This is a genomic window from Halonotius roseus (assembly GCF_006861655.1).
GTDB lineage: Archaea > Halobacteriota > Halobacteria > Halobacteriales > Haloferacaceae > Halonotius > Halonotius roseus.
This window is the reverse complement of record NZ_SESI01000003.1, coordinates 240,349-261,605: the sequence shown is the minus strand read 5'-3', so window position 1 is coordinate 261,605 and position 21,257 is coordinate 240,349. Positions and strand designations below refer to the sequence as shown.

Here is a 21,257-nt window from a genome sequence, read left to right as displayed (position 1 = left end):
GCTTCGCGCTACCCCTGTTCCGGGGGCCGCGTTTTCCGCTCCTGTTCAGGGTGTTTGATGAAGACGGTCGTGTGATCCGGCACGTCGTCGGTCACCCACGCGTTAGCCTCGATGCTGACGTGGTCGCCGATGGTGATCGGACCGAGTAGCTTACTCCCCGCGCCGAGAACAACGTTGTCGCCGATCGTCGGATGGCGTTTGTACCCCTTTTTGAGGGCGTGTTCGTCGTTTTCGTCCTCCTCGAAGTGGAGCGCGCCAAGCGTGACTTCCTGGTAGATGCGGGCCCAGTCGCCGACCTCGGCGGTTTCGCCGATGACGACGCCGCTGCCGTGATCGATAAAGAAGTATTCGCCGAGCTCCGCGCCGGGATGGATGTCGATCCCGCTGACGGATTTGGCGGCCTCCGAGAGCTCGCGGGCGTAGACGCCCTCGCCTTCCTCGTAGATCGCATGCGCAACACGGTGTACCATCGTCGCATGAAAGCCCGGATACGCCCGGATGATCTCGACGTAGCTCTGGGCGGCCGGATCACCCTTGTAGGCGGCTTCAACATCGCGTTTGAGCAGCTCCCGGATCGCCGGCAGCTGATCGAGGACGTTGGTGACGACCGTCGCCAAACACTGGTTTGCGTACGGTTGGATCCCATGACAGAACTGTTGGCCTAACCGATCGAGCGTCGCTTTGACCGCCTCGGCGTCGCCAACGAGATCGGAGCCGTTCCAACAGCCCGGAAACAGCAGCCGCCGGAGGATGCCGATCTCCTCGATCGTTGCCTCCCGCTCGGGAAACGCCGACCGCTGGCCGGTTCGGAACCGCTCGTCGTCGGCCGAGTAGGCGTCGACCAACGCCTCGTGGGCGGTTCCGGTGTAGGTGTACTCCATTATCGGATACCTGGCTCTCCGAGACCTTTAGTGCCTCGCGTTGGTGTGCCGATCGAACACAAGGGGGTCGGCGGTTCCGACAGCTGTCGCCTCCCTCTCGGGCTACCGGTTGAACTTCACGCCGGATTTCGTCAGCGAGTGGCGGAGGAACCGGTGTTCGACGACCTTTTCGACCTCGCCGTCGCGTGAACAGACCTCAAGCTCCCGAAAGTCGTACTCCTGTTGGATCTGCTTGCCTTCCTTGTAGGCCTGTTTTGCGCTCGGTGCCGAGGCGAAGGCAAACCGGCCGTTCGCCGGGACGACGAGCCACGACGACAGGAAGTCGCTGTATTCGACCCGCAGCGATTCGAAATGCTCGTTCCAGTAGATGTCGCCGACGCTGTCGGCGGTATCCCAGCGCAGCGTACAGGGATGATACTCCCTTGTCAACCGTTTTGAGGCTGTCCGCATCGCCATCATCCGCCGGTCGTGGCGTGAAAACACCGTTGCCTCGCGTGGATCACGGCGGTACTCCCGGACAAGGTACCCCTCGTCGCCGGCGATGACCTCCAGCGGCTGGTTCGATGGCGGAAGCTCGACCGTCCCGATCGCATCCGTGGTCGGCCCTGTGTCATCGATCTCCTCGGGCTGGCTGCTGGGGGCTGTCGGCCCTGACGGCCCTGTTGGGCCACCGATCCCTCCGGGTTGGCTCCCGCCGACCGGCGACGCCCGATCGGTCGTCACGCCGGTGTCGGCCGGACGACCGCCGTCGGCTGGCTGGGCGTTCGGATCCGGCACGTCGGCGATCGCGGCGGCGAGATCACGGATGGTTCTGAACCGATCCTGTTTGTCGGGGGCCATCGCCCGGGCGATCACCTGATCGAGTTCGGTCGGCAGCTCGGGGCGGTGTTCACTCGGCGGCGTCGGGCCGTCGACGACCGCCTGAGAGACCTCGATCTGGCTGCCCTCGTGTGGTGGCTCGCCGACCGCCAGGGTGTAGATGATCGCACCGACCTGGTAGATGTCGGTCATCGAGTCGGGTTCGCCGAACCGATCGGGGTGGAACTGCTCGGGCGCGCTGAAGGCGACCGAGACGCCGCTGTCGTCGCTTCCTTCCAAGGGTCGTGTTGAGGTGCCCCAGTCGCCGATCTTGGCGACATCCCATGTCCCCGGATCTGTCGTCCGGAACAACACGTTCTCGGGTTTGAGATCGAGATGTGAGATCCCCTCGTAGTGGGCGAGCTCGACGCCGCGGGCGATACAGTTGATGATCCACCGAAGCTCGGGGATGTCGTAGGGATCAGTCCGAGCCGAAAGCCGGTCGCCGAGTGAGCCGCCGTCCATATACTCCATGGCGATCCACGGCAGCTCGTCGCCGGTGTCGATCACGCCGACAAGATGTTCGTACTCGGTGTACAGCTGTTTTTCCCGCTCGCGGGTGTCGAGCTTGCGCCACGTCTGGGCCTCCCGAATAAACTCCTTGGCGGTCGCCGCCGGCAGCGTTCGCTCCGCGTGGGTTGGCTCCTTGACCGCGACGACCCGCGGTGCGGCCTGTGTCGTCACCTCAGCCTTGTAGACCGAGGCGTGGCCGCCGCCCCCGAGCCGGTCGACGATCTGTAGCTCATCGTAGGTCAACGACCGGCGCGGTGGACTCGCCACGGACGAGACATCCGGGCGGCGCGACGGTGGCATACCGGATTGTTGGGACTGGATTCGTATAGAGGTTAGCCCCGCCTTACCGGCTCGATCGAGCGTAGATGCTACCGATCCGATCGGGCGTAGATGTTCTCAACCCGATCGCTTACCACCGCAAGCTCCGACTGCCACTCCTCGTCGAGGCTCTCGGTGCGGTGCAGCCCGCCGGCCTTGCTTTCGAGGCGTTGCTCGATCCGATCGACCTGTGAACACACCGCCTCATACTCCGAGCTCTCCAGTGGGTGTTCCTGGAGAAACGTCCGAAGCTCGTTGATGACGCCGCGGGTCTCCGCAACCGAGTCGTCGCTGGCGGCCCGCAGCGTGTTCGCCAGCGTTCTGGCGTGGGCGGCCGGTCGGACACCAGCCGATCGGGCCTGACCGTCTTGTCGGCCGCCCCCACCCTCAACTGTCGCCCGCAGCGTGAGGCTGAGCCCGATCGTCAGCCGGCAGTCGTCGGTGATCGCGGCGGCGTCGCCGGCGGTCAGCTTGTGGGTGCGGAGGTTGGTGCTGAGCGTTACCGGGTTTGTGCTCCCGTGGTTGCGGACGCTGATCCCGCGGGAGATCGGTGACAGCGCGACCGGTGGGCGGCCGTTGGTCTTCCGGGAGACGGTTGCATCCCGGACGCCAAGATCGATCTGTTCGTCGGCGGTTTCGGCGACGATCGCCTTGCTGCCGTCGCCACGCCGGTAGATCCCGACTCGGGAGTCGATCGGCACACGCGTCGTCTCCCCATCCGCGGCCGTCGGCTCGGAGAGCAGATACCGGTTCATCAGCCATCCCACGCGTCCAGACTCGGATCGGTGTTTTCGATGGCGGCCGTCAGATGGGCCTGAGAGATCGGGACGACCGAGTCGGCATCTCTGGCCTCTTTCAGCGCGTTGCGTGCGGCTGTCGAGGCGATGATCTCCAGGTCGCTGGCGACGTAGCCGTCGGTTGCTTGCTTGATCTCCTCCCAATCGATCTCGTCGGTGACGACCGGTCGATCCCGGAGGTGCACCCGGAGGATCGCCGCCCGCGCCGTCGCGTCCGGCGGTGGTACCTCGATCCGCTCGTCGAACCGCCGCCAGGCCGCGCCATCGATCTCGTCGGGCAGATTTGTCGCGCTGACGACGACCACGTCCTCACCCTTTGTCGCCGACATCTCGGTGAGAAACTGCGTGATCATCTGGCTTTCGCTCATCGTCTTGTTGGTCGACCCGCTGCGCTCGGCGGCGATGGCATCGATCTCATCGAGAAAGAGCAGACAGGGCTGATTGTTGCGGGCGACCTCGAACAGATCGGCCATGTTGTCGGCGGCCTCACCGACCAGCGAGCTGGTGATATCGGAGGCCTGGGCGATGACGACGTTGTACCCCAACTCGCCGGCCAGTGCCTCCGTGATGTACGTTTTGCCGGTGCCTGGCGGCCCGTGGAGGAGGACGCCGTTGACGACGCCGAGATCGTACTCCTCGTAGAGCTCGGGTCGTTGCAGGGGGTCGATGACCTGATCCTTCAGCGTCTCCTTCAGATCGGTCATCCCGCCAACGTCGCTGAAATCCATCGCGGGCGGCTCCTCAAGAAACGTTTCCGGATCGGTGCCGGTGTCGTCGCCCTCGCCGGCCCGCCCGGGTGTGTCGCCATCACCGGTGGCTGTCGTGGTCGTTGTCGACCCACCGGAGCCGCCGCTCTCGTCGACAAGCGGCTCGTCACTTTCGAGCCGTTCGGCCGCCGTCGCTAGGTTGGCGGCCAGCTCCTTGCGCTCGGTGGCGAGTCGTGGGTTGGTTTCGAGCTCGGCGAGATCCTCAAGCACGCCGACACACTGCCGGTAGTAACGGGCAGCCGCCGACGGCTGGCCCTCCTCGCGGGCGGCCTCGGCGTGGCTCCGGTAGCGTTCGTACTCGGATTCGAGATGTCGCTTCTGTGCACTCCGCTTCAGCGACATGGGTTAGAGGCTTGGCTCGCTGTCCTCGATGTCGACATCGAAGTCGTCGGGTTCGACCTCGACGGTGTCGTCGATATCGACCTGTTCGTGGTTGATGTCGCCGGCGGCCATCTCCTCCATGAGTTCTATCTCCTCGTCGGCACCGGTCTCCAGATCCTGATCGAGGATCTCCACGTCGAGGGCCTCCTGTACCTGCTTCATATCCTCGATCTCAAGGCCGAACTCCGCCATCTGATCCATTACCTCTCGTTGGAGTTCCTGGGCGTTGAGCTCGTCGTCGAACAGCTGATCGAGCTCGTAGGACTCGCCGTCGCCGTTATGCATCGCCAACACCTCGCGCATCCCCTCGATGGAGATGACGGTGCCGAGCTTGATGCTGTTGGTCTTGTGTTTTTTCTTTTTCACCTCGTATTTCTTCTTCTCGAATTTGGCCTTCTGGGCGTACTGCTGGCGGCGAAACTCGTCGGCCTCCGCGCCCTTCTGGAGCAGCTTCTGGTATCGTTCGGCGTGTTTATCCATCTCAGATTCGATCTGTCTGAGGCTCTGTTCGAGCTTTGTCTTATCCTTCCGGAGCTCAGTTCGGCTGTAGACGCTCTCATCGAGCAGCGTCGCCGTGTCGGCCGTGCCGAACCGATCCTGTACCCACGATCGAATATCCATTATCATCCCATATGGATTCGAGGTATAATGGTTTTTGCCATGCTGTGACATCCTCCGCGCCGTGAACGGCGCGGCTTCCCACGCATGAGGAATCCGAGCTGGCAGGTTTCAGTCCGAATAGGCCGTGAGCTTCATCTGCGAGGATTGCTCGCTCGGCGCACGGTGGACTGTGGCGGTGTCACGGCCGCTCCCGTCCTGTGGCGTGTCATCGCCTGCCGGTTTCCAAGGCAGGCTCTCACCCCACGGGTTGACGCGACTGGCGATGTTCGCCGCCGCGTTGATATCTGCTTGGAACTTCGATACGTGGCAGTCGTCGTGTGGACACGCAAACTCCGCTTGCTCATCGCGGCGGCCGAGGCGGTTGCAGGCGTGGCACGTCTGCGACGTATAGGCCGCGTTGACGTACTCGACGCGAATCTCCGCTTCTGTCGCCTTGTCCTCGATCCGGCCCTGTAGCCGGGCGAACGCCCAACTGTGCAAACGCCGGTTCATCCACTTGCCGTAGTCCAGCGATTCGCGGATGTACGACAAGTCTTCCAACACAATCACGGGATCATCGAACTGCTGGGCGTACTCGACAGCTTTGCGGGACGCCTTCTCGACGATATCTGTGAGCGCGTTCTGGTAGTGGTCGAACCGTTCGTCGATCCGCCACTCAGCGGCGTCACGCTCTTGCAGGCGTTTGAGCGTGGTGTGCATTTCTTTTCGAAGGTGTCGTGCCCGACTGCCATAGACAAGCATCGGCTTCCGTGGTACGTCGCGTTTCAGGGCACAGCCCGTAATCAACGCGCTCTCACCTACGTCAAAGCCGATGTACGTCGGATCGTCGGCGTCGGTCAGTTCTTCCACCGGGTACTCAACGGTAACGTGTAACTCCCACGACGTGCGGTGTCGCTGTAACTGAAGCTCACCCGCTTCGGCATCGTTGTTCAGGAGATCGAACCAAAGCGATTCGTGTTCGGGGTTGATTCGCAACGGAATCCAGAAATTTGTCCCGCGACCGGGTTGTGGAACCTGCCACACGAAACCGTAGTCACGCTCGTCGGAATAGTCGAACGTCGCCGCCCGATTAACGAGTCGAAGCGGATGCTCGTCGTCCATCTCCTTGGCATTGTACGTGTCTCGGAGTTTCGGGACATAGCTCTTGAGCGCGTCTTTGGCTTGGTATGGCAGGTCGTAGGGTGTCACAATGTCGTTGACCGCAGACATTGTATCCGCCCGGTTGTCGAAGGCGTCGTGTAGTGCGTCACGGTAAGTGTCCAAGAGTCGCTGTAGGCGTTGCTCTTTGCCCGTAGTGGGTGTAGCGAGCGTGGCCTGTAGCGTTTTCGTCACCGTTTCGGACACACACTTAGTTATATATTAAACAAAGTTAATTGTATTGGTGAAATAGGGGGTTGTATGCCGAACATCAATTTCGAGGTAGAGGAGGATCAGTATGAGCGATTGAAAGAGACGAAGAAGCGACACGGGCTAACGTGGAAAGGGATGATGCTGCACGCCCACCGGGAGTTGGATTCCGACGAGAGTGACGATTAGCGGCTCTATAGTAGCATGTTGCATTCCCGCCCGGCCTGAAGGCTGAGATTCCCTACTTGTTTAGATGGCGAGACAGGAATCCCACTGTGCTCGCTGTGGGCAACAGTGAATCTATTAATGATGAAACCGTATGTCTATGAGACTGGCGACCATCTCATGACCATCTTACCCACCCGCCTGTCGGTTCGATCCCGTTTGTTGCCGTCGATAGCGGTCGACTCTTCGTCGTCGACAGCGGTCGACCCTTCGCCGTCGACACCGCTGGCGGAGCCGAGAGAAGCCACCCTCCACCCGTCGCTGCCGGTCGCCGATCCGGCAGCCTCGATACCAACCCTGTTTGCATGACCGACTGTCAAGACTGGCTCACCGAGCTCACCCACGCCGCCGATCGCATCCTCAAGGAGGATCTCGCCGCGCTCCAGCGGCTCTCGGAGCTCGAACGACTCGACCGGTATGAGGCGATCAAACGCGACGAGGAGGAGCTTCGCTGGGAGTTCACCAAGGAGTGCAACGGCTTTCTCACAAGCAGCGAAGAGGATCGACTGCGCGGCGAACTCCGGCTCGCCCGGCTGCTGTTGGCGGCGAGCTTCCACGCTGAGGGCGAGGTGCCCGAATCGATCGCCGGCGAGTTTATCGAGCCGGAGCTTGAGGCGGTTGTCGACTTTGATCGCTTCAAGCGGTTCGATACCCTCGATGAATCTCAGCTCGAAGCGCGCATCCAGCGGCTCGACGGCGAGGTCACCGAGCTGCTGGAGACGTACGCCGACTCCACGGTCGCCAACATCGACACGCTGCTGGAAAACCCCGATGTCCAACAGGACGTGATCGACCGCCTGCTCGACCGCTACGAGCAACGCCGCGAGCGCGTCCGCCAGGCTGTCTTTCTCTACGCCGAAACCCATGGGCTCGACACGCTGGGCGGCGATCTCGCGCTCGATGATCTGGACAGCGACCCTGACGGCCCCGGCGGCGACCACCCAACCGCTGCGTCCGGTGGCGGTCGATCGGCCGCTCTCGCTGTCGACACCAAACAATCCGCCGACGCCGCAACGGCGGCTCAGACCGCCGATGGCGACGCTGTCACCGCGGCGACAGCCCGGCTCTTCGAGCTGGACTACGTCGGTCGGTTCGAGACCTCCCTCCAGGAGGCCAACACGATCGAGCTCCCTGACGAACAGGTGTCGGTTCCCGACGGCTACTGGGAGGGCCGCTGTAGCCGTCGGGACGAACGCGATCACATGGCCGACCTCCTCGATATGGACAGCGACGATGTATCAGCCCACCCGATCAACCCAACAGCCCGGTATACGCTCACCGACTCGAAATTCCTCGGGCTCGCCACCGAGACACGGATGGTGATCGAGGCGACAGTCGCCTCTCACCTCCGGCGGTACGCCCGCGATGGCCTTGATGCCACGCCGGCCGATGTCGACGACCTCGTCGCCATCGTCGACGACGCCGTTGGGTCGGCGGCGGCCGACAGCGCGGCCCCGTACCTGCTCGGGATCGCCTCACCGACCGGCTGGACGGATCGCGTCGTCGGCCACGTTCGGGATGCCGACCGGGGTCGCACACACTACGGCCACAACGTCAGCGTTTGTCTGATCGATCTCCAGCACGGCGAGCTCATCTACGACGAGACAGATTCACTCGTCACCGAAAACGCCGATCTCTTCGAGCGCGCCGTGGAGGCCGAGGCTGTCGCCGACTGCGTCGAGACAATCCGAAGTCGGTATCTGGAGGGGATCGGTCGGGAAACGCTTCTCATTACCGCCGCCGTCGATGAAACCGGCTACGATCGCCATATCGTTCGCCAGGCGTTCAGCCGGCTTGCGGCCGACGATGCCGGCGAGGTGTTTCGGATCGACGACGATGTCGCCTTCGAGTTCCGGTGACCGTCTCCTGACAGCCGCCGCTGGCTGATCAGGTGTCGGTGCTGTCGGTGCCGCTGTCGGTGTTGTCGCTGTCGCTTTTGTTGGTGCTGCCGTTCTCCTCGTCGCTGTCGCTGCTCTCGCTGTCACCATCATCGTCGACACTGCTGTCGCCATTGTCATCCTCGTCGTTGTCGTCGTCACTGTCGTCGCGCTCGTCGTCGACACTGCTGTCGCCACCATCGCCGTCACCATCGCGTTCGTTCGCCGCCTCACCGAGCGCAGGAAGAGTTATCCGGATCGTTGTGCCGTCGGCGGTGTCGAAATCCAGCTCGCCGTTGAGCGCGTCAACGCCCCATTTGAGCTGCCAGAGGCCGAGCCCGCGGCCGTGTTGCAGATCGGTTTCGGTGCCGGCCGCAAGCGAGTCGAGCTCGGCGGGCGGGATCCCCGGTCCGTCGTCGCTGATGACGATCCGACAGCCCGCTGCCGTTGTGGTGACCGCGACTGTCACCGTTGACTCGGCGTATCTGACGGCGTTTTCAAGCGGGCTCGAAAGTGTGGTTCGGAGTGTTTCGGCGTCCGTTCGCAACGAAACAGACTCGGTGAGCTCGGTATCGACGCTCACCTCGGTGGTGTCGAGCTCGTCGAGCACCTCGGTGATGACGGCGGTCACGTCGACCGTTGTCGGCTCGGGATCACGCGCCATCAGCCGATCGATGCGCCGCGCGCGGGTGCCGAGGGTTGCCAACCGATCGGCCGCCGCTAACACCGTCTCGGCGTGGTCACCGTCGGTTTGGTCGGCCAGCCGCTCGGTGTGACCTTTGATCACATCGAGGCGATTCCGGAAATTGTGCCGGAGAAGTCGGTTGAACACCGCCAGCCGTTGCTCACGGCGTTTCCGCTCGGTGATATCCCTGGCGTTGATCAACACCGCGGGCTCGCCGTCGTGGCTGATCTTCGATACGGTTGTTTCGACCCGCCGTCGCTGGCCGGCCTTGGTTTCGACATCAAGCTCGTACTGATCACTGGCTGTGACCCCCTCAAGTACGCGTCGAGCTTGCTCGTCTGCGCCCGCAAGATCCTCGTCGGCGATGACGGTGGCGTACGGGGTGCCGACCAGCTCCTCGCGGCTGTAGCCGGTGATCTCGGCCAAGCGGTCGTTGACGAAGACGTACTCGTCGCCTTGGACGACGCCGATGCCGTCCTTGCTCTGTTCGACCAGCGTCGAGTACCGCTCGCGTTCGGCCTCTAGCTCATCGATAAACCGCCGGAGATCGCCGCGCATGTCGGCCATCGCCGCCCCGATCCGCCCGGGGATCGCCGCCTCGAAGGCATCGTCGTCGAACGCCTGCCGGGAGAGCGCGTCGGCCTGGCTGGCGATCGTCTCGATGTAGGCTTTCGTGTTGCGGAACGCCGTCCGGAGATCGCCGATCTCATCCTCGCGGCCGTCATCCTCGATGTCGACGGCCAACTCGCCGTCGGCGATCGCGTCGGCCTGCCGCGCCAGCCGCTGGATCGAGCGGAGCGGCCCGCGTTGGATCACGGCCCCGATCAGGAGAAACCCAAGCAGCATGATCCCCACAAGCGCGGTGAGGTCGGTGCGGACGGACTCGCTGACCGCAAGCGCGTTTCCTCGTGGAGCTTCCTTGACGACAACCCAGTCGACATCCTCGCCGGGGACGCTGTGGTACCCTTTGACGCTGGTGTCAGTCAACACCGAGCCGTTGAGCTCGGCGGCAGGTGGGCGTTCGAGGATCCGGCTTCCGATCGTCGTGTTTGCGCGGTTGCCCTTGTAGGGGCTGATGACGTTTGTTTGGTTTTCGTCGAACAGGACAAAGGCGGTGAACCCACCCAACACTTGTGTCTCGGTGCCCTCAATCACACTGGTGAACGATTCGGCTCGCACATCGGTTCGGTACTCGCCGACGAGGACGTGGTCGCCGTCGGGTGTCGGCGACGCGATAGCGACGAGTGCCTCATCCTCGTCGGTGTACACCCACGAGAGGATCACGTCATCGGTCCCGTTGAAATTGAAGCCGACAGTTGGCTTCCAGTTGACATCGCTTACCGACAGCGACTGATCGACGTAGGAGGGCTCTGTGCTGGCGACGATCCGTTCGTCGGTGCCTTCGGAAAACGTTGCGGGACTGCGTTCGACCAGCGACAGCGTCGCCACCTCGGTTGACAACGCCCCGCGTTCGCGCCGGAGGACGGCAGCTGTCTCCGCGGGTGCGTCGGGATCGAGCCCGCGGTGGCTTGAGAGGGCACGGATCGTCTGTTGGTTTCCGTCGACCCACTGGGCGAGGGCGTTGGCCTCCAGCTCCGCGTTTGTCTCCATCGAGCGCAGCTGATCGTCTCTGACACTGTCGGCAACATCGATGACAGTCGTCGCACTGATCGCGGTGATCAACAGACCGATGAGCATCGCCCCGCCGAGCAGCTTCAACGCGTACCGCGAGCGGATCGGTTCTGGGAGCAGCGATTCGAGGGCCATGAGGGATTACAGGCTGCATCCGACAGTCTGTCCGATACAGGTTTGTTCGTTTGATTATTATCCACCGATGTTAACGGTTTGTCTCCGGACTAGCAGCCAGTAGTCGACAATTGATTCACGCCTTCTGGTCTCACAAACGCCTGGCTCTGTCCGAATTGTTTGTGGTGGATGTCTTCCCCTGTAGCTCTCCAAGAGGATGCGTACTGTCTTCAAAATATTGTGTTGTTGTTTCAATTGATTCCGGCCGACATCACTCGTCCTTTGGCGACAGAGTCAGCGATAACCTTGTACAGCGCGCCAAAAATACCGGCGAATATCATCAGAAGCCCGACGACCGCGATTGCTCCACCAAGCAGTATCGTCCCGATATTCGGATCCTGTCTTATCCCGGTTCGGACACCGGTGGCAGCTATCCCACTACCAACACTTGAGATCGCGCTCCCGACGATTACGACGCCGAGATAGTATGCCATGATCTTGAACCCATACCGGATCCCATCCTGAACGGTAACGGTCTGCATATTCCAACTCACAGATACTTTTCGTATAATTGTTGTGGTAGAAACTATGCTTGACGCTCCTCGTCACTGACTGTCGACTGATATGTAGTGATTGTCTTCCGAGTATCAGAGGCTATTTTGCCGGCACAGGTCGCACCTACAACCACAAATCCTCGGATGTTGTACTGAATTACACTGTTACATATCTTTCGTCAAAAACAAATTATAACACGCGTAACCTTTGTAACGTACTGTAGAGTTATCGATGATCGGTATTGATCCACTTACTGCAACGATTCTCGGTACCGTAACCCTCGTTGGTCTCTTATTGGCCGTCGCCGGCTACAACTTAGCGGATACCATTCTAAACGTGATCGGCTGGATCGGTGGCGGGGCCGCTGGCGGTGCAATCGGCTGGATCGGTCTCCCACGTCTGATCTCAAATGGTGGTTTCGAGACCTCACAGATTCTGGCAATAACTGCTGTACTCACAGCTGTTGGCGCGCTTTTGGGTGCCGGGCTCATCCGTATGGCCACCCGATACGCTGCTGGGATCGCCGGGTTTACCGCCGGCGTTGCGGCGGTTTTCTTTACGCTTCTCGGCCGTGAAATAGAAGCGACACCACGTGAGGTGGCGTCGACCGGGATCGAATCTTCGCCGCTTGCCGCCCTTGATCTGTTTCGGTTTGCTGCACTGCCACAGGAAGAACTGATCCGAATTCTCGGGATCGCGGCTGTTGTCGGGATCGTTGCCGGTATCGTTGCGATGCGGAACTACGACGTGTTGATGAGCATCTGTTTGACCGGACTTGGGGCCGCACTGTTAGCCAACACTGCCCCGATTTGGATGCAGGTCATTCAGGGTAACACCGTGTCGTTCGCTGCCGACGGCGGCTTTTCCGTTCCGGTTGCGGTTCTCGCATTCAGTGTCGGACTCTCTGTCCAATATCTGCGCCAACGAGAGTCCTCATCGTAGCCTCAGTACGCGTGATTTTAACGGTTTCTCCACTCAGCGTGTAGGGATAGTACCATGCGCCGTCCGGGAATTGAACCCGGGCTAGAGCCTTGGGAAGGCTCTGTCCTACCACTGGACCAACGGCGCACGGAAAACTGGTGTGCGCCTGGAAAAATAAACCCGCTGGTTCGATCCGGTTGCGCTATTTTGTTGCCTCGTATCCGGCCGATGACTGATCGTATCGCTGACGGATCGCCGCCTCGGTCGTAACCTGGTACGTTTCCTGATCGTGCCACCAGTACAGTGCGGTGAGCTGTGCGGCTACCTCCTCCGTGATCGTCCCTTCCTCCCGAAGCTCTTCGACCGGATTGATCGTTTCGATCTCACCATCGTCTGCTGACGTTGTCTGTGCATCCTGTAGATCAGCCACCGTCTCGATGCCGGCCTCTGTGAGCGCGTCGATCGTCTCCTCGGAGAGATCGATCACCGTCGAAACTGCTCCTGGGCTGATATCCTTTTCGCGGTCGACAGCCACCTGCACCGCTTCACTGAGCAGCTCGTGGTCACTTCCTGTGAGCTCGTCCAGCGCGCGCTGATACTGATCGCGGGCCTGTCGGTACCGAAGCTTGGCAACAGTGTACTCGCCGTTCACATGGGCTGCAACTGCTGTCTGGAAACTTGTCTCGCCGAGCTGTAACGCCTCCGTGAGGTCGCCACGCCGGCTCTGGATCTGACTGAGTGTTTCCCGATCGGAGTTAGTCTGTGCGATCGTCTCTTTCAGCTCGTCTTTGGTGTCTTCGTCGTCGATCTCGTCGGCTGCTGTCCTGTAGAGATCGAGAGCTTCATCATACAGTGAGATGGCTGTCGCCAAATCCCCCTCTTCTCGGGCCGCAGTCGCATCGACAACGAGTTCATCGGCATCGTCTCGGAGCACATCCGGGTCGACATCATCTGTGGCGTCTGCCGTATCAGTTGCTTCGATTACCTCATCTTGGACATCGGGTGATTCCGACGGTGTCTCCTCCTCAAAGCTATCCCGCTGCTGTCGATCGCTATCTGAACTGCTGAGCCATTTGTAGGCTCCTCCGATGCCCGCGAGCACAGCGACACCGGCTCCGCCGGCGGCAACCATCCCGAGGCCATCATCGGGGTTTGACGGTGGCGGGCCGTCGTCATCGTTTACTGGCGGGCTATCGTCCCCATCATCTGCTGGTGGGCTGTCGTCCCCATCGTCTGTTGGCGGACTGTCATCGTCACCTGATGGTGGTGCTTCGGTATCGATTTCGATCGTCTGATCAGCATACGCCCAATCGGGTGGATGGCCCAGTGTCCCGAGTCTTGTCCGTGATCCCTCGCTTGATGATGTGGTACCGGAGTTAATCGCACGGAGAGTGGATCCACTACCGAAATACATCGTTCCGTCGGCAACGGTCGGAGTGGAGGTCATCTCGGAATTGATATCCCAATCGACGGAGCCGGTGTCCACATCGAGCGCGTAGGTGGCGTTTCGGTTCCCGAAAAAGACGTTTGATTGAACAACGGTCGGTGTCCCAGTGCCATCTTGGAGATCGTTCTCCCATCGGCTTCCGCCGAGTTCCGCGTTCAGCGCGTACACTGTTCCGGTGAGATCACCGACGAAGACGGTGTCTCTGACGAACGAGCCCGCCGACGCCACGGTTGGCGTCGAGAGGTCACCAAACTCGGATTCGAACGTCCACTGCTCTTCACCGCCAGATGCGCTGACAGCGTACAGCACATCGTCTTCACTACTGGCATAGACTGTTTCGTTTGCCACCGTCGGTGATCGCTGGATACTGCCACCGGTCTCGAACGTCCACTGTTCCTCACCCGAGTCGGCGTTGATCGCATACAACGTGCCGTCATCGCTGCCGACGAAGACGCTTCCGTTGACAACGACCGGAGATGATTCGACGGCTCCGCCGGTCTCGTACGTCCACGCTTCCTGTCCCGATGAGGCACTTACAGCATATACTGTTCCGTCGTTACTCCCAACGAAGATTGTTCCATCGACGACTGTTGGCGATGAGTTGACAGCTCCGCCAGTGCTGAAGGCCCACTCTTCCTCACCGGATTCGGCGTTGATCGCATAGAGGGTGTTGTCCTGGCTCCCGACAAAGACAATACCACTCACCACGGTCGGTGACGACTGGACGCTGCCACCGGTCGAAAACGCCCACCGTTCGAACGCGTTGGAGGCGTTCAGGGAGTATATGTTACCGTCGTCGCTGCCGAAGTAGACGAAGGAGTCGACGATCGTGGGTGAGGAGGTGATCGTTCCCCCAGTGTTGAACGACCACTGTTCGTTGCCTGCTTCTTCCTGTGCTGTCACATTGGTGCTGCTGGCTGTCACGCCACCGAGAACACCGGCTGCGACCGCAGTTGTATGTAGCACCCGTCGCCGTGTTGGTTTCCCGCGTAATTCATCAACGGCATTTATTTTCTCGTTGTTCATTATTGGATGACATACTGATAGTGGTAAAAAAGATTCTGGGTATGTTTTCAACAATTTTCAGCAGCACCCTTACTATTCATCAGATATCTAAGATTTACGCCTCTTGAGTCAGCTGAATCTCCCTCGAAACACCGTCTTCCTCATTACTTAAAAATTCACCTAAATCCAGACTTTCTGTATTTTCTTGGATATATCCTTCCTCATTTGCTTTCCAAACTAATGTTATATTCTGAATATTTCCTTCATACGGGACATTTTCGTATCGGTATTGGCCATCCTGTCCTGTTTGTTGTTCTTCCGTTAATTTTTCACCACTCCCGTATTCAATGGAAACATTAGCAAATGAAACAGGATTTCCGTTCCGATCTACAACAGTACCATTCAAAAAGCGAAATACTTGTTCTTGGTTTCCGCTATCACTTTCAGATCCACTAGTACTTGTGTCTCCCTCAGTCTCTTGACTCCCACTTTCGGAGCCGCTATTTTGTGTATCACTGTTTTGACTGCTACTTCCACCGACTGGCAACCAGTCTGGAATGATTGATCCAGAAGACTCGTTTCCACTTGAATCCGGACTGCTCTCTTCTTTGGGGAAATCAATGCTTGCATTCGGCGGTTCTACATCTTCATATGATTCACCATCGTATGATATATCATATGTCCCTTCTCCGCTCTCTAATTCTAAGCTATACTCCCCATTATTATCTGTTGTGGCAGTATACTCCGATGTTTCATTCTGATTAGCCGGATTGATATTTCCATCCGGATTTGTTATTGTAACGCTTGCATTGGAAATTGGTTCCCCATTTTCATCAACAACTTCTCCACTGATTTCAGGTGGTGATCCTAAAATACCCAATTGAGTTGCACCAAAGTATCCACCAATCAGCACGATCAAAACGATCGCCCCAATAAACAGATACTTCCCAACCTGCGGCGACAGAAGCGTTCGCTTCAGCTTCTCACCGGTCGACGCAGAGCCACCGAGCTGTGAGCGTCCTCCACCGCTTGAACCGGGGGCCTCAAGCCCTGAGACTTTTCGCTGGATCTCACCGCTCGACAGCCCAAAGTCTCGCTTGAGCGTTCGGACTGACTCCGTAATTGAGCTGATCTCTTCGTCGACAAGCTCCCGTTTGAGCGACTGCTTCGCCTCCTTCCACCGTCCTGTCGTCTGGCCGAGTGGCTCGATACCCTGATGCCGACCGGTGGCGATGACGATATCGAACTCCGAGAGTGCGTCGGTGTTTGTGGAGTCCGCGATCGCTACCGAGTGTTCATCGGCAAACTCCTGTAACAGCCCGACGGCCTCGTTCGCGCTGGAGACACCGACAGCTGCAACCTCCCGATCACCGGCCAACTCCTCTAGAATCCGGATATCTTTATCCGTGCCGGGTACCGTCGCGCGCCGCTGGTTCGTCAGCGCGTTGAATACCGCCATCGAGTCATCTGACTCGTCAAGTGTGTGGTTCCACTCATCGATCTGCGTGCGAACGGCGTTGACAAAGTCGGTGAGCGGTTCGGCGGTGTTCCGATCGGTGTACTCGCCGTAGAACTGTTCGGCCCGCGAGTTCGGTGTTTCCTTCGCGCGGAAGTAGCCGGTCACCTGCCGCTCGGTTGGTTTGATAGCAACTCGCAAGCTTGCGAGGGCCATCTGTTTGATTCGCTGGTTCGTCCCCGTTGCATCACCTGTTGGGGAGTATTCGTTTCCTTGTGCGTCGTAAACTGTGAGTGTTGACATGATTGATCACCCCATCTTGTCGAGCAGTTCGTTGAATCCCATCGTCTGTACGTTCCCGTTTACATCCCGCATCGGCACCCGCTCGCCGTTTCGCTCGGTCGTCTGATAGTACACCGGATGGATCTCCGACCCAGCAGTGTCCTGTACCAGTGTCCGAACCGTCTGATCGTTCTGGACAAGCGTCTCGTTGACGTAGTCTTTGAAATCGTCGAAGTACATCACCGGATCAAGGCCCATCTCGTCTTCGAACTCCTCGGCTAGCACGTCACATTTTGTTGCCACGAGCAGCACTTTGGTGCTGTCAGTCGCATCTAGGATGTCGAAATAGGACTCGATACCCAGCGATTCATCGCCCTCGTATCGCTCCATATCGAGAATCAACACCAGGGTGTTAGCTTCCCGCACCCGCTGGGCGAGCCGCCGGAGGATCGAGTCGTCGATCTCCTCGGGTGCGCTCGCCAACGCATTCGGCAACTGATCGAGATACTCACCGGCGTAGTCGAGGCTCCCGATACGGATGTTTTTCGGGAAAACGCTTCCTTTGACGTAATTAAACTCCAGATTTTTCACATCGTCGACGGCAGTTGCACCGAGCTCCCAGCCCGCGTCCTCGGATGCGGCATCAACCTCGCTGACCAGCTCCATGAGATCCGCACTCGGTGTCATCGGTGTGTCTGCGTCCCGGGCGGCTGCATCGTCGAGTGCTTCGAGATACTTACCGACCAAGAAGAGCGATTTCCCCGAGCCAACCGGGCCGAGAATAAAGAAGTCTTCAGCCGAGTCGTACTCGAAGAAGCTCCGCAACGTGACGATGAATATCACCGAGAGGACGACATTTCCAATGAGTCCGCCGGAGTTGAACTCTACCGACGGGTTGTCTGGAACAACAATATCTACCGTTCCTTCCCCGAAAACAGGATTGATGACCTGTGGGAAGCTGACGTGATACTCGATCAACCCGACGATGGTGATTGCCGAGAGGATGAAAAACAGCAGGCTGGCTGCACGCCGGAACTCGAGTGCGTCAGCGGTCTGAATTTCGAAGAGGTTTCGTCCGCCGCCGGCGATTCCGCCAAGTACGACACCACCCACAACGAGGGGGATATTAGCAACAAAATCGATATTCGGGAGGAATAGCCCCTGAGATTGCAGCGCGATCAGTGCCGAGATCGTTCCAAACCCGAGTAACAACCCTTGAATCCGCTTTTTCGGATCAAGGATCAACAGCAAGAGTAGGCCAGCGTACACCCCAAACAGAAACGCTGACAGCTGTTCGACGCTGACGATTCCGAGGGCTCCTGGTGTCTGGATGAGCTGTTTGAAGATGTCTGACCGTTGCCACGCCTCTCCGAGTGAGCTAAACAGCGGTGCGGCGACGGCGATCACGACGACGAAGTAGCCGACGAGCCGCAGTTTTTCGCTGTTGTCCCTAATTAGGTCTCCGAAACTCATCGTTCCGTATCCGTCTCAACCTGATCATCTGTTTCGGCTGTATCACTGAACCGCACCGTTTCGAGGTAGTCGTTCAGAAGATCCTCCCTGATCTCGGCCTCATCTCGCAGGAAGAACCTGACATCGTTTTGATTCTCCATGTTGAGCACATCTGTCCGCCTGACATACCACCCTTCGTCAAGCTTGTGGTTGTGGTGGACAAGGATGTCCGTATCCTCCGCTCCCTCACGGGCTTTGTAACCGGTGTGGTAGCCGTCGGCCTCAACCTCCGCACGGAGATTATCAAGGAAGATCCCGCCGATGAACATTCCGAGACCGACATCCCAGTTTCCGCCGGCCTCAACCGGGAACGAGGCGTAGTTTTCACCGCCGGCCCCGAGGTTGTAGGCTCCCTTGAATTCGCCTTCGAGGTCGGCAACGTCGCCGATCGAATCGATCGCCTGGCTCATCACACCGACAACGAGGTTCATCTCGTTGTACCGCGCTCGATCGTCGCTGATCCGACGTTTTCTGAGCCCGGTGTACTGTGGATCCTGTGCTTTCCGCGCTAACTCTTCGAGCGAGCCACGGAGTCGCTGTCGTTCCGTCTGATCGTCGAAGAGCTTACTCTGACCGATATCGGTATCCTCCCGTATCTGGAGGATGTTTTGGGGCTGAATCGTTTTGATGTAGTCGTAGGATTCGTCCTGTGTGGCGACATCGGTATCCCGGCTTTCCTCGTACTCTGTCTGGTGGTCTCGATACTCCTCTTCGGCGGTGAGCAGCTTTTCGCGTGGCTTGTTCAGCTCCTCGAACAGGTCAGCGGTTCCGTCGTACCGTTCGACGGATTTCTCTGCCGCTTCCAGATCAGATTCAAGCTCGTCGTGGCGTGCCTGAATCTCCTCTGTCTCTAAGACCTCCTCTTCGATGCATTCCTCGATGATCATGGTGAGATCACCGAAGCTCGCACTATCCTCAAGCTGTCGTTGGAGCTCGTCCATCGCCGAGGAGTGCTCCTCCTCAAGAACCGATCGTGCCTCACTGAGAAGCGACTGCCGTCGGTGATCGATTTCGTCTTCGACGGTTCTAACCAGCTCTCGTCCATCGAACTCAGCGTCGATAGAGATCGAATCACCGGTTCTTGAGACGGTAAACACCTCCTTGTCTTCGAGTTGATTCGTCTTCATCCGGTAGTTTCGCTGTGCTTCCTCGCGTTCTTCCTCTGAGGAAGTTTCCCATGGCGCCAACGATTCGAGGGTTCCCTCCTCCTCGTTCATCTTGATAAACGCGCTTCGAACGGCCTGCAGATCCTTCAGCGAGGAGTTGATACGCCGTTTTATGTCGCTGCTACTGATCCCCAGTGACTCGAACTCATCGGAGAGTTCATTCAGCGCGCTCCGCACCTCCGCATCGTTGAGCGATTCAACAAGCTCCTCGGAATCGGCGTTTTCGACCTCTCTGGCGTACTCGTCGAGTGCCACCTCCAGATCATCGGTGATCGACTCAACCGGGATCGATTGACATTCGGTGTACTCCTCGTAGATCGGTCGCGCAGCATGATCCCAGTTGTCGACCTGTCGGTCGATCTCATCCTGCTGTTTCCGACGCTGCTCTTCCAACTCCGCGGCAGTCTCTTCGAGGTCAGCTGTAAGCCGCTCTTTTCGCTCTTGGGCGTCCTCAAGCTTTGCTTCGAGCTGATTGAGTCTGACCCCTGGGCTGACCGTGTCGGTTTCTAACGCGAGCAGGTAGCTGATCGTGTTCTGTACCTGCGTATCATCGATCCCTCGAAGTCGGTAGAGCAGATCCTTTCGCTGTGCCAGCCGTTTCAGCGCGTTCTTTGCGACATCACCGAGCTGTTTGTCGGTGCTGTCGACGAACTGATCGGCTTCGCCGCCGACATCTGTTGTCCCGGCTCGGATCGATCCACCGATCACCTCGATCTGTTCGGTGATATCTTCGGATTCCGACTCGGCCTGTGAGATGATGTCCTTGTAAATCGAGACCGATTCGTACTCCAGTTCGGTGAAGAGGTCGAACTCAAGCAGCGATTTGATCTCTTCGAGCCGCGTTTCAAGATCGGAGCGATCTGCGTCATGAAGCTCACCTTCCGGCCCCTCGGGACTCCACTCTCTGGAGAGGAACCGATCGACCCCTGCATAGATATCCGCCTCCGCCTCGGAGGCGTCTTGTTTGGCCGTCAGGATTTCACTCATCACCGATTTTGCGTCCTGTATCTCATCGACGTTGTAGCGAACGACCTGTGGCACGCCGATGATAAATGGCGCGTAGGAGGGAAGATCGGCGAACGGATCCTCCATATCCATCATGTTGTAGTAGGTTGCGATGAGATAGACCATCGCACGGTCAAACTCGATCAGTGCGTCCGATGACTGGAGGATGTTTGCCTTCTTCCCTCCGAACCCGGTCGGATCAATCGGTACCAGTATCTTATCCTTGAAGATATCCTCGCCTTGGAGGCTCAGATACTCCATCTCCGAGAGGGCGGCGTGTGCGTTTGCGGTTTCGGCATCTCCCTCATCGTCGTTCGGTAGAATGCCAAACAGCGTCATCTCGGCCGTTCGGTTCGTCTGTTTAAGATCGCGGACGAGATCGATAAAGATGCCTGAACCTGATCCGCCTCCCAGTCCGGCGATCACCGCTACCTTCCCTCGCCGCGGGAGGTCGATCGAGGTGCGAACGTCGTCGTCTTCGGCATACGCCTTGTAGTACAACCCCTTGCCAAGCCCGCGCTTCCGAACGACGCCGGTGGCAAAATCAAGGTTCTCGTTGATGAACTCCGGTTTGAGCCACCAGTTGTCCTCGCTCATCCCCTTTCCTGATGCGATCCGTGGCACCGCCGATTCGCCGATCAGGTCGTTTTGATCGTGGAGCTGAATGTTCCGGGTCAGCGGGAGATACTCGATGGTGATCTCACCGGGACGGCCGCGTCCATCACTCTCCTCTCTGAGCCGATCTTTCGTCTCTTGGATCTCTTCTTCGAGCTCATGGATTCGCTCGAAATCACGGTTTTCCTCTTCCTCGGCGGTATCGATTATTGTTACTGTCAACGAACGTGGATCAGGCCGCGGCTGCAACACCGCTTCCTGCACCCACGTTGCACCC

At 59.0% G+C, this 21,257-nt stretch carries 16 protein-coding genes and 1 tRNA gene; 4 read left to right on the top strand and 13 right to left on the bottom strand.

What is annotated here, in order from left to right; translation table 11 throughout:
• Positions 1-8: 8 nt before the first annotated feature.
• The 6 genes from epsC to EWF95_RS11340 all read right to left on the bottom strand — a co-directional run bounded on the left by epsC (position 9) and on the right by EWF95_RS11340 (position 6,480).
• Positions 9-881: a serine O-acetyltransferase EpsC gene (gene epsC / locus EWF95_RS11365; protein WP_142444191.1), complete on the bottom strand. Its 873-nt coding sequence runs from the start codon at positions 879-881 to the stop codon at positions 9-11.
• A gap of 102 nt (positions 882-983) precedes the next feature.
• Positions 984-2,552 (bottom strand): serine/threonine-protein kinase, encoded by a 1,569-nt coding sequence (locus EWF95_RS11360; protein ID WP_142444190.1) that lies wholly within the window; start codon positions 2,550-2,552, stop codon positions 984-986.
• Between the two features lie 68 nt (positions 2,553-2,620).
• Positions 2,621-3,325 carry a hypothetical protein gene (locus EWF95_RS11355; protein WP_142444189.1) on the bottom strand — a complete coding sequence of 235 codons (705 nt, stop codon included), beginning with the start codon at positions 3,323-3,325 and terminating at the stop codon, positions 2,621-2,623.
• Positions 3,325-4,476 (bottom strand): ATP-binding protein, encoded by a 1,152-nt coding sequence (locus EWF95_RS11350; RefSeq protein WP_142444188.1) that lies wholly within the window; start codon positions 4,474-4,476, stop codon positions 3,325-3,327. The genes EWF95_RS11355 and EWF95_RS11350 overlap by 1 nt, the downstream gene beginning before the upstream one ends.
• Before the next feature lie 3 nt (positions 4,477-4,479).
• Positions 4,480-5,136, bottom strand: a complete 657-nt coding sequence (locus EWF95_RS13705) for a hypothetical protein (RefSeq protein ID WP_221886654.1) — start codon at positions 5,134-5,136, stop codon at positions 4,480-4,482.
• A gap of 108 nt (positions 5,137-5,244) precedes the next feature.
• Positions 5,245-6,480 (bottom strand): RNA-guided endonuclease TnpB family protein, encoded by a 1,236-nt coding sequence (locus EWF95_RS11340; RefSeq protein WP_142444187.1) that lies wholly within the window; start codon positions 6,478-6,480, stop codon positions 5,245-5,247.
• Between the two features lie 54 nt (positions 6,481-6,534).
• On the opposite strand from EWF95_RS11340, the gene EWF95_RS13620 reads away from it, so the two are divergent.
• The 3 genes from EWF95_RS13620 to EWF95_RS11330 all read left to right on the top strand — a co-directional run bounded on the left by EWF95_RS13620 (position 6,535) and on the right by EWF95_RS11330 (position 8,567).
• On the top strand, positions 6,535-6,672 hold the full coding sequence (locus EWF95_RS13620; RefSeq protein WP_185911776.1) for a hypothetical protein: 138 nt from the start codon (positions 6,535-6,537) through the stop codon (positions 6,670-6,672).
• A gap of 156 nt (positions 6,673-6,828) precedes the next feature.
• Entirely contained in the window at positions 6,829-7,017 is a 189-nt protein-coding gene (locus EWF95_RS11335) for a hypothetical protein (RefSeq protein ID WP_142444186.1), read from the top strand.
• Positions 7,014-8,567, top strand: a complete 1,554-nt coding sequence (locus tag EWF95_RS11330; RefSeq protein WP_142444185.1) for a hypothetical protein — start codon at positions 7,014-7,016, stop codon at positions 8,565-8,567. Before EWF95_RS11335 ends, EWF95_RS11330 begins: the two co-directional genes overlap by 4 nt.
• Before the next feature lie 28 nt (positions 8,568-8,595).
• Here EWF95_RS11330 and EWF95_RS11325 read toward each other — a convergent pair whose 3' ends face one another.
• Positions 8,596-11,037, bottom strand: a complete 2,442-nt coding sequence (locus tag EWF95_RS11325; protein WP_142444184.1) for a sensor histidine kinase — start codon at positions 11,035-11,037, stop codon at positions 8,596-8,598.
• A gap of 230 nt (positions 11,038-11,267) precedes the next feature.
• Complete coding sequence (locus EWF95_RS11320) at positions 11,268-11,558, bottom strand: hypothetical protein (RefSeq protein WP_142444183.1); 291 nt, start codon at positions 11,556-11,558, stop codon at positions 11,268-11,270.
• Between the two features lie 508 nt (positions 11,559-12,066).
• On the opposite strand from EWF95_RS11320, the gene EWF95_RS11315 reads away from it, so the two are divergent.
• Entirely contained in the window at positions 12,067-12,513 is a 447-nt protein-coding gene (locus EWF95_RS11315) for a hypothetical protein (protein WP_142444182.1), read from the top strand.
• A gap of 55 nt (positions 12,514-12,568) precedes the next feature.
• Here EWF95_RS11315 and EWF95_RS11310 read toward each other — a convergent pair.
• From EWF95_RS11310 to EWF95_RS11290, 5 genes are all read right to left on the bottom strand, one after another.
• Positions 12,569-12,639 (bottom strand) — tRNA-Gly (locus EWF95_RS11310).
• A gap of 55 nt (positions 12,640-12,694) precedes the next feature.
• The gene (locus EWF95_RS11305) at positions 12,695-14,965 is read right to left on the bottom strand and encodes a beta-alanine-activating enzyme beta-propeller domain-containing protein (protein WP_142444181.1); all 2,271 of its coding nucleotides are present in this window, start codon (positions 14,963-14,965) and stop codon (positions 12,695-12,697) included.
• A gap of 94 nt (positions 14,966-15,059) precedes the next feature.
• A complete protein-coding gene (locus tag EWF95_RS11300; protein WP_142444180.1) occupies positions 15,060-16,703 on the bottom strand; it encodes a carboxypeptidase-like regulatory domain-containing protein in 1,644 nt (547 codons plus the stop codon).
• A 6-nt stretch (positions 16,704-16,709) separates the two neighbouring features.
• The gene (locus EWF95_RS11295; protein ID WP_142444179.1) at positions 16,710-18,155 is read right to left on the bottom strand and encodes a hypothetical protein; all 1,446 of its coding nucleotides are present in this window, start codon (positions 18,153-18,155) and stop codon (positions 16,710-16,712) included.
• Positions 18,152-21,202, bottom strand: coding sequence for a tubulin-like doman-containing protein (locus tag EWF95_RS11290; protein WP_246055704.1), 3,051 nt, complete (start codon positions 21,200-21,202; stop codon positions 18,152-18,154). Before EWF95_RS11290 ends, EWF95_RS11295 begins: the two co-directional genes overlap by 4 nt.
• Positions 21,203-21,257: the final 55 nt, after the last annotated feature.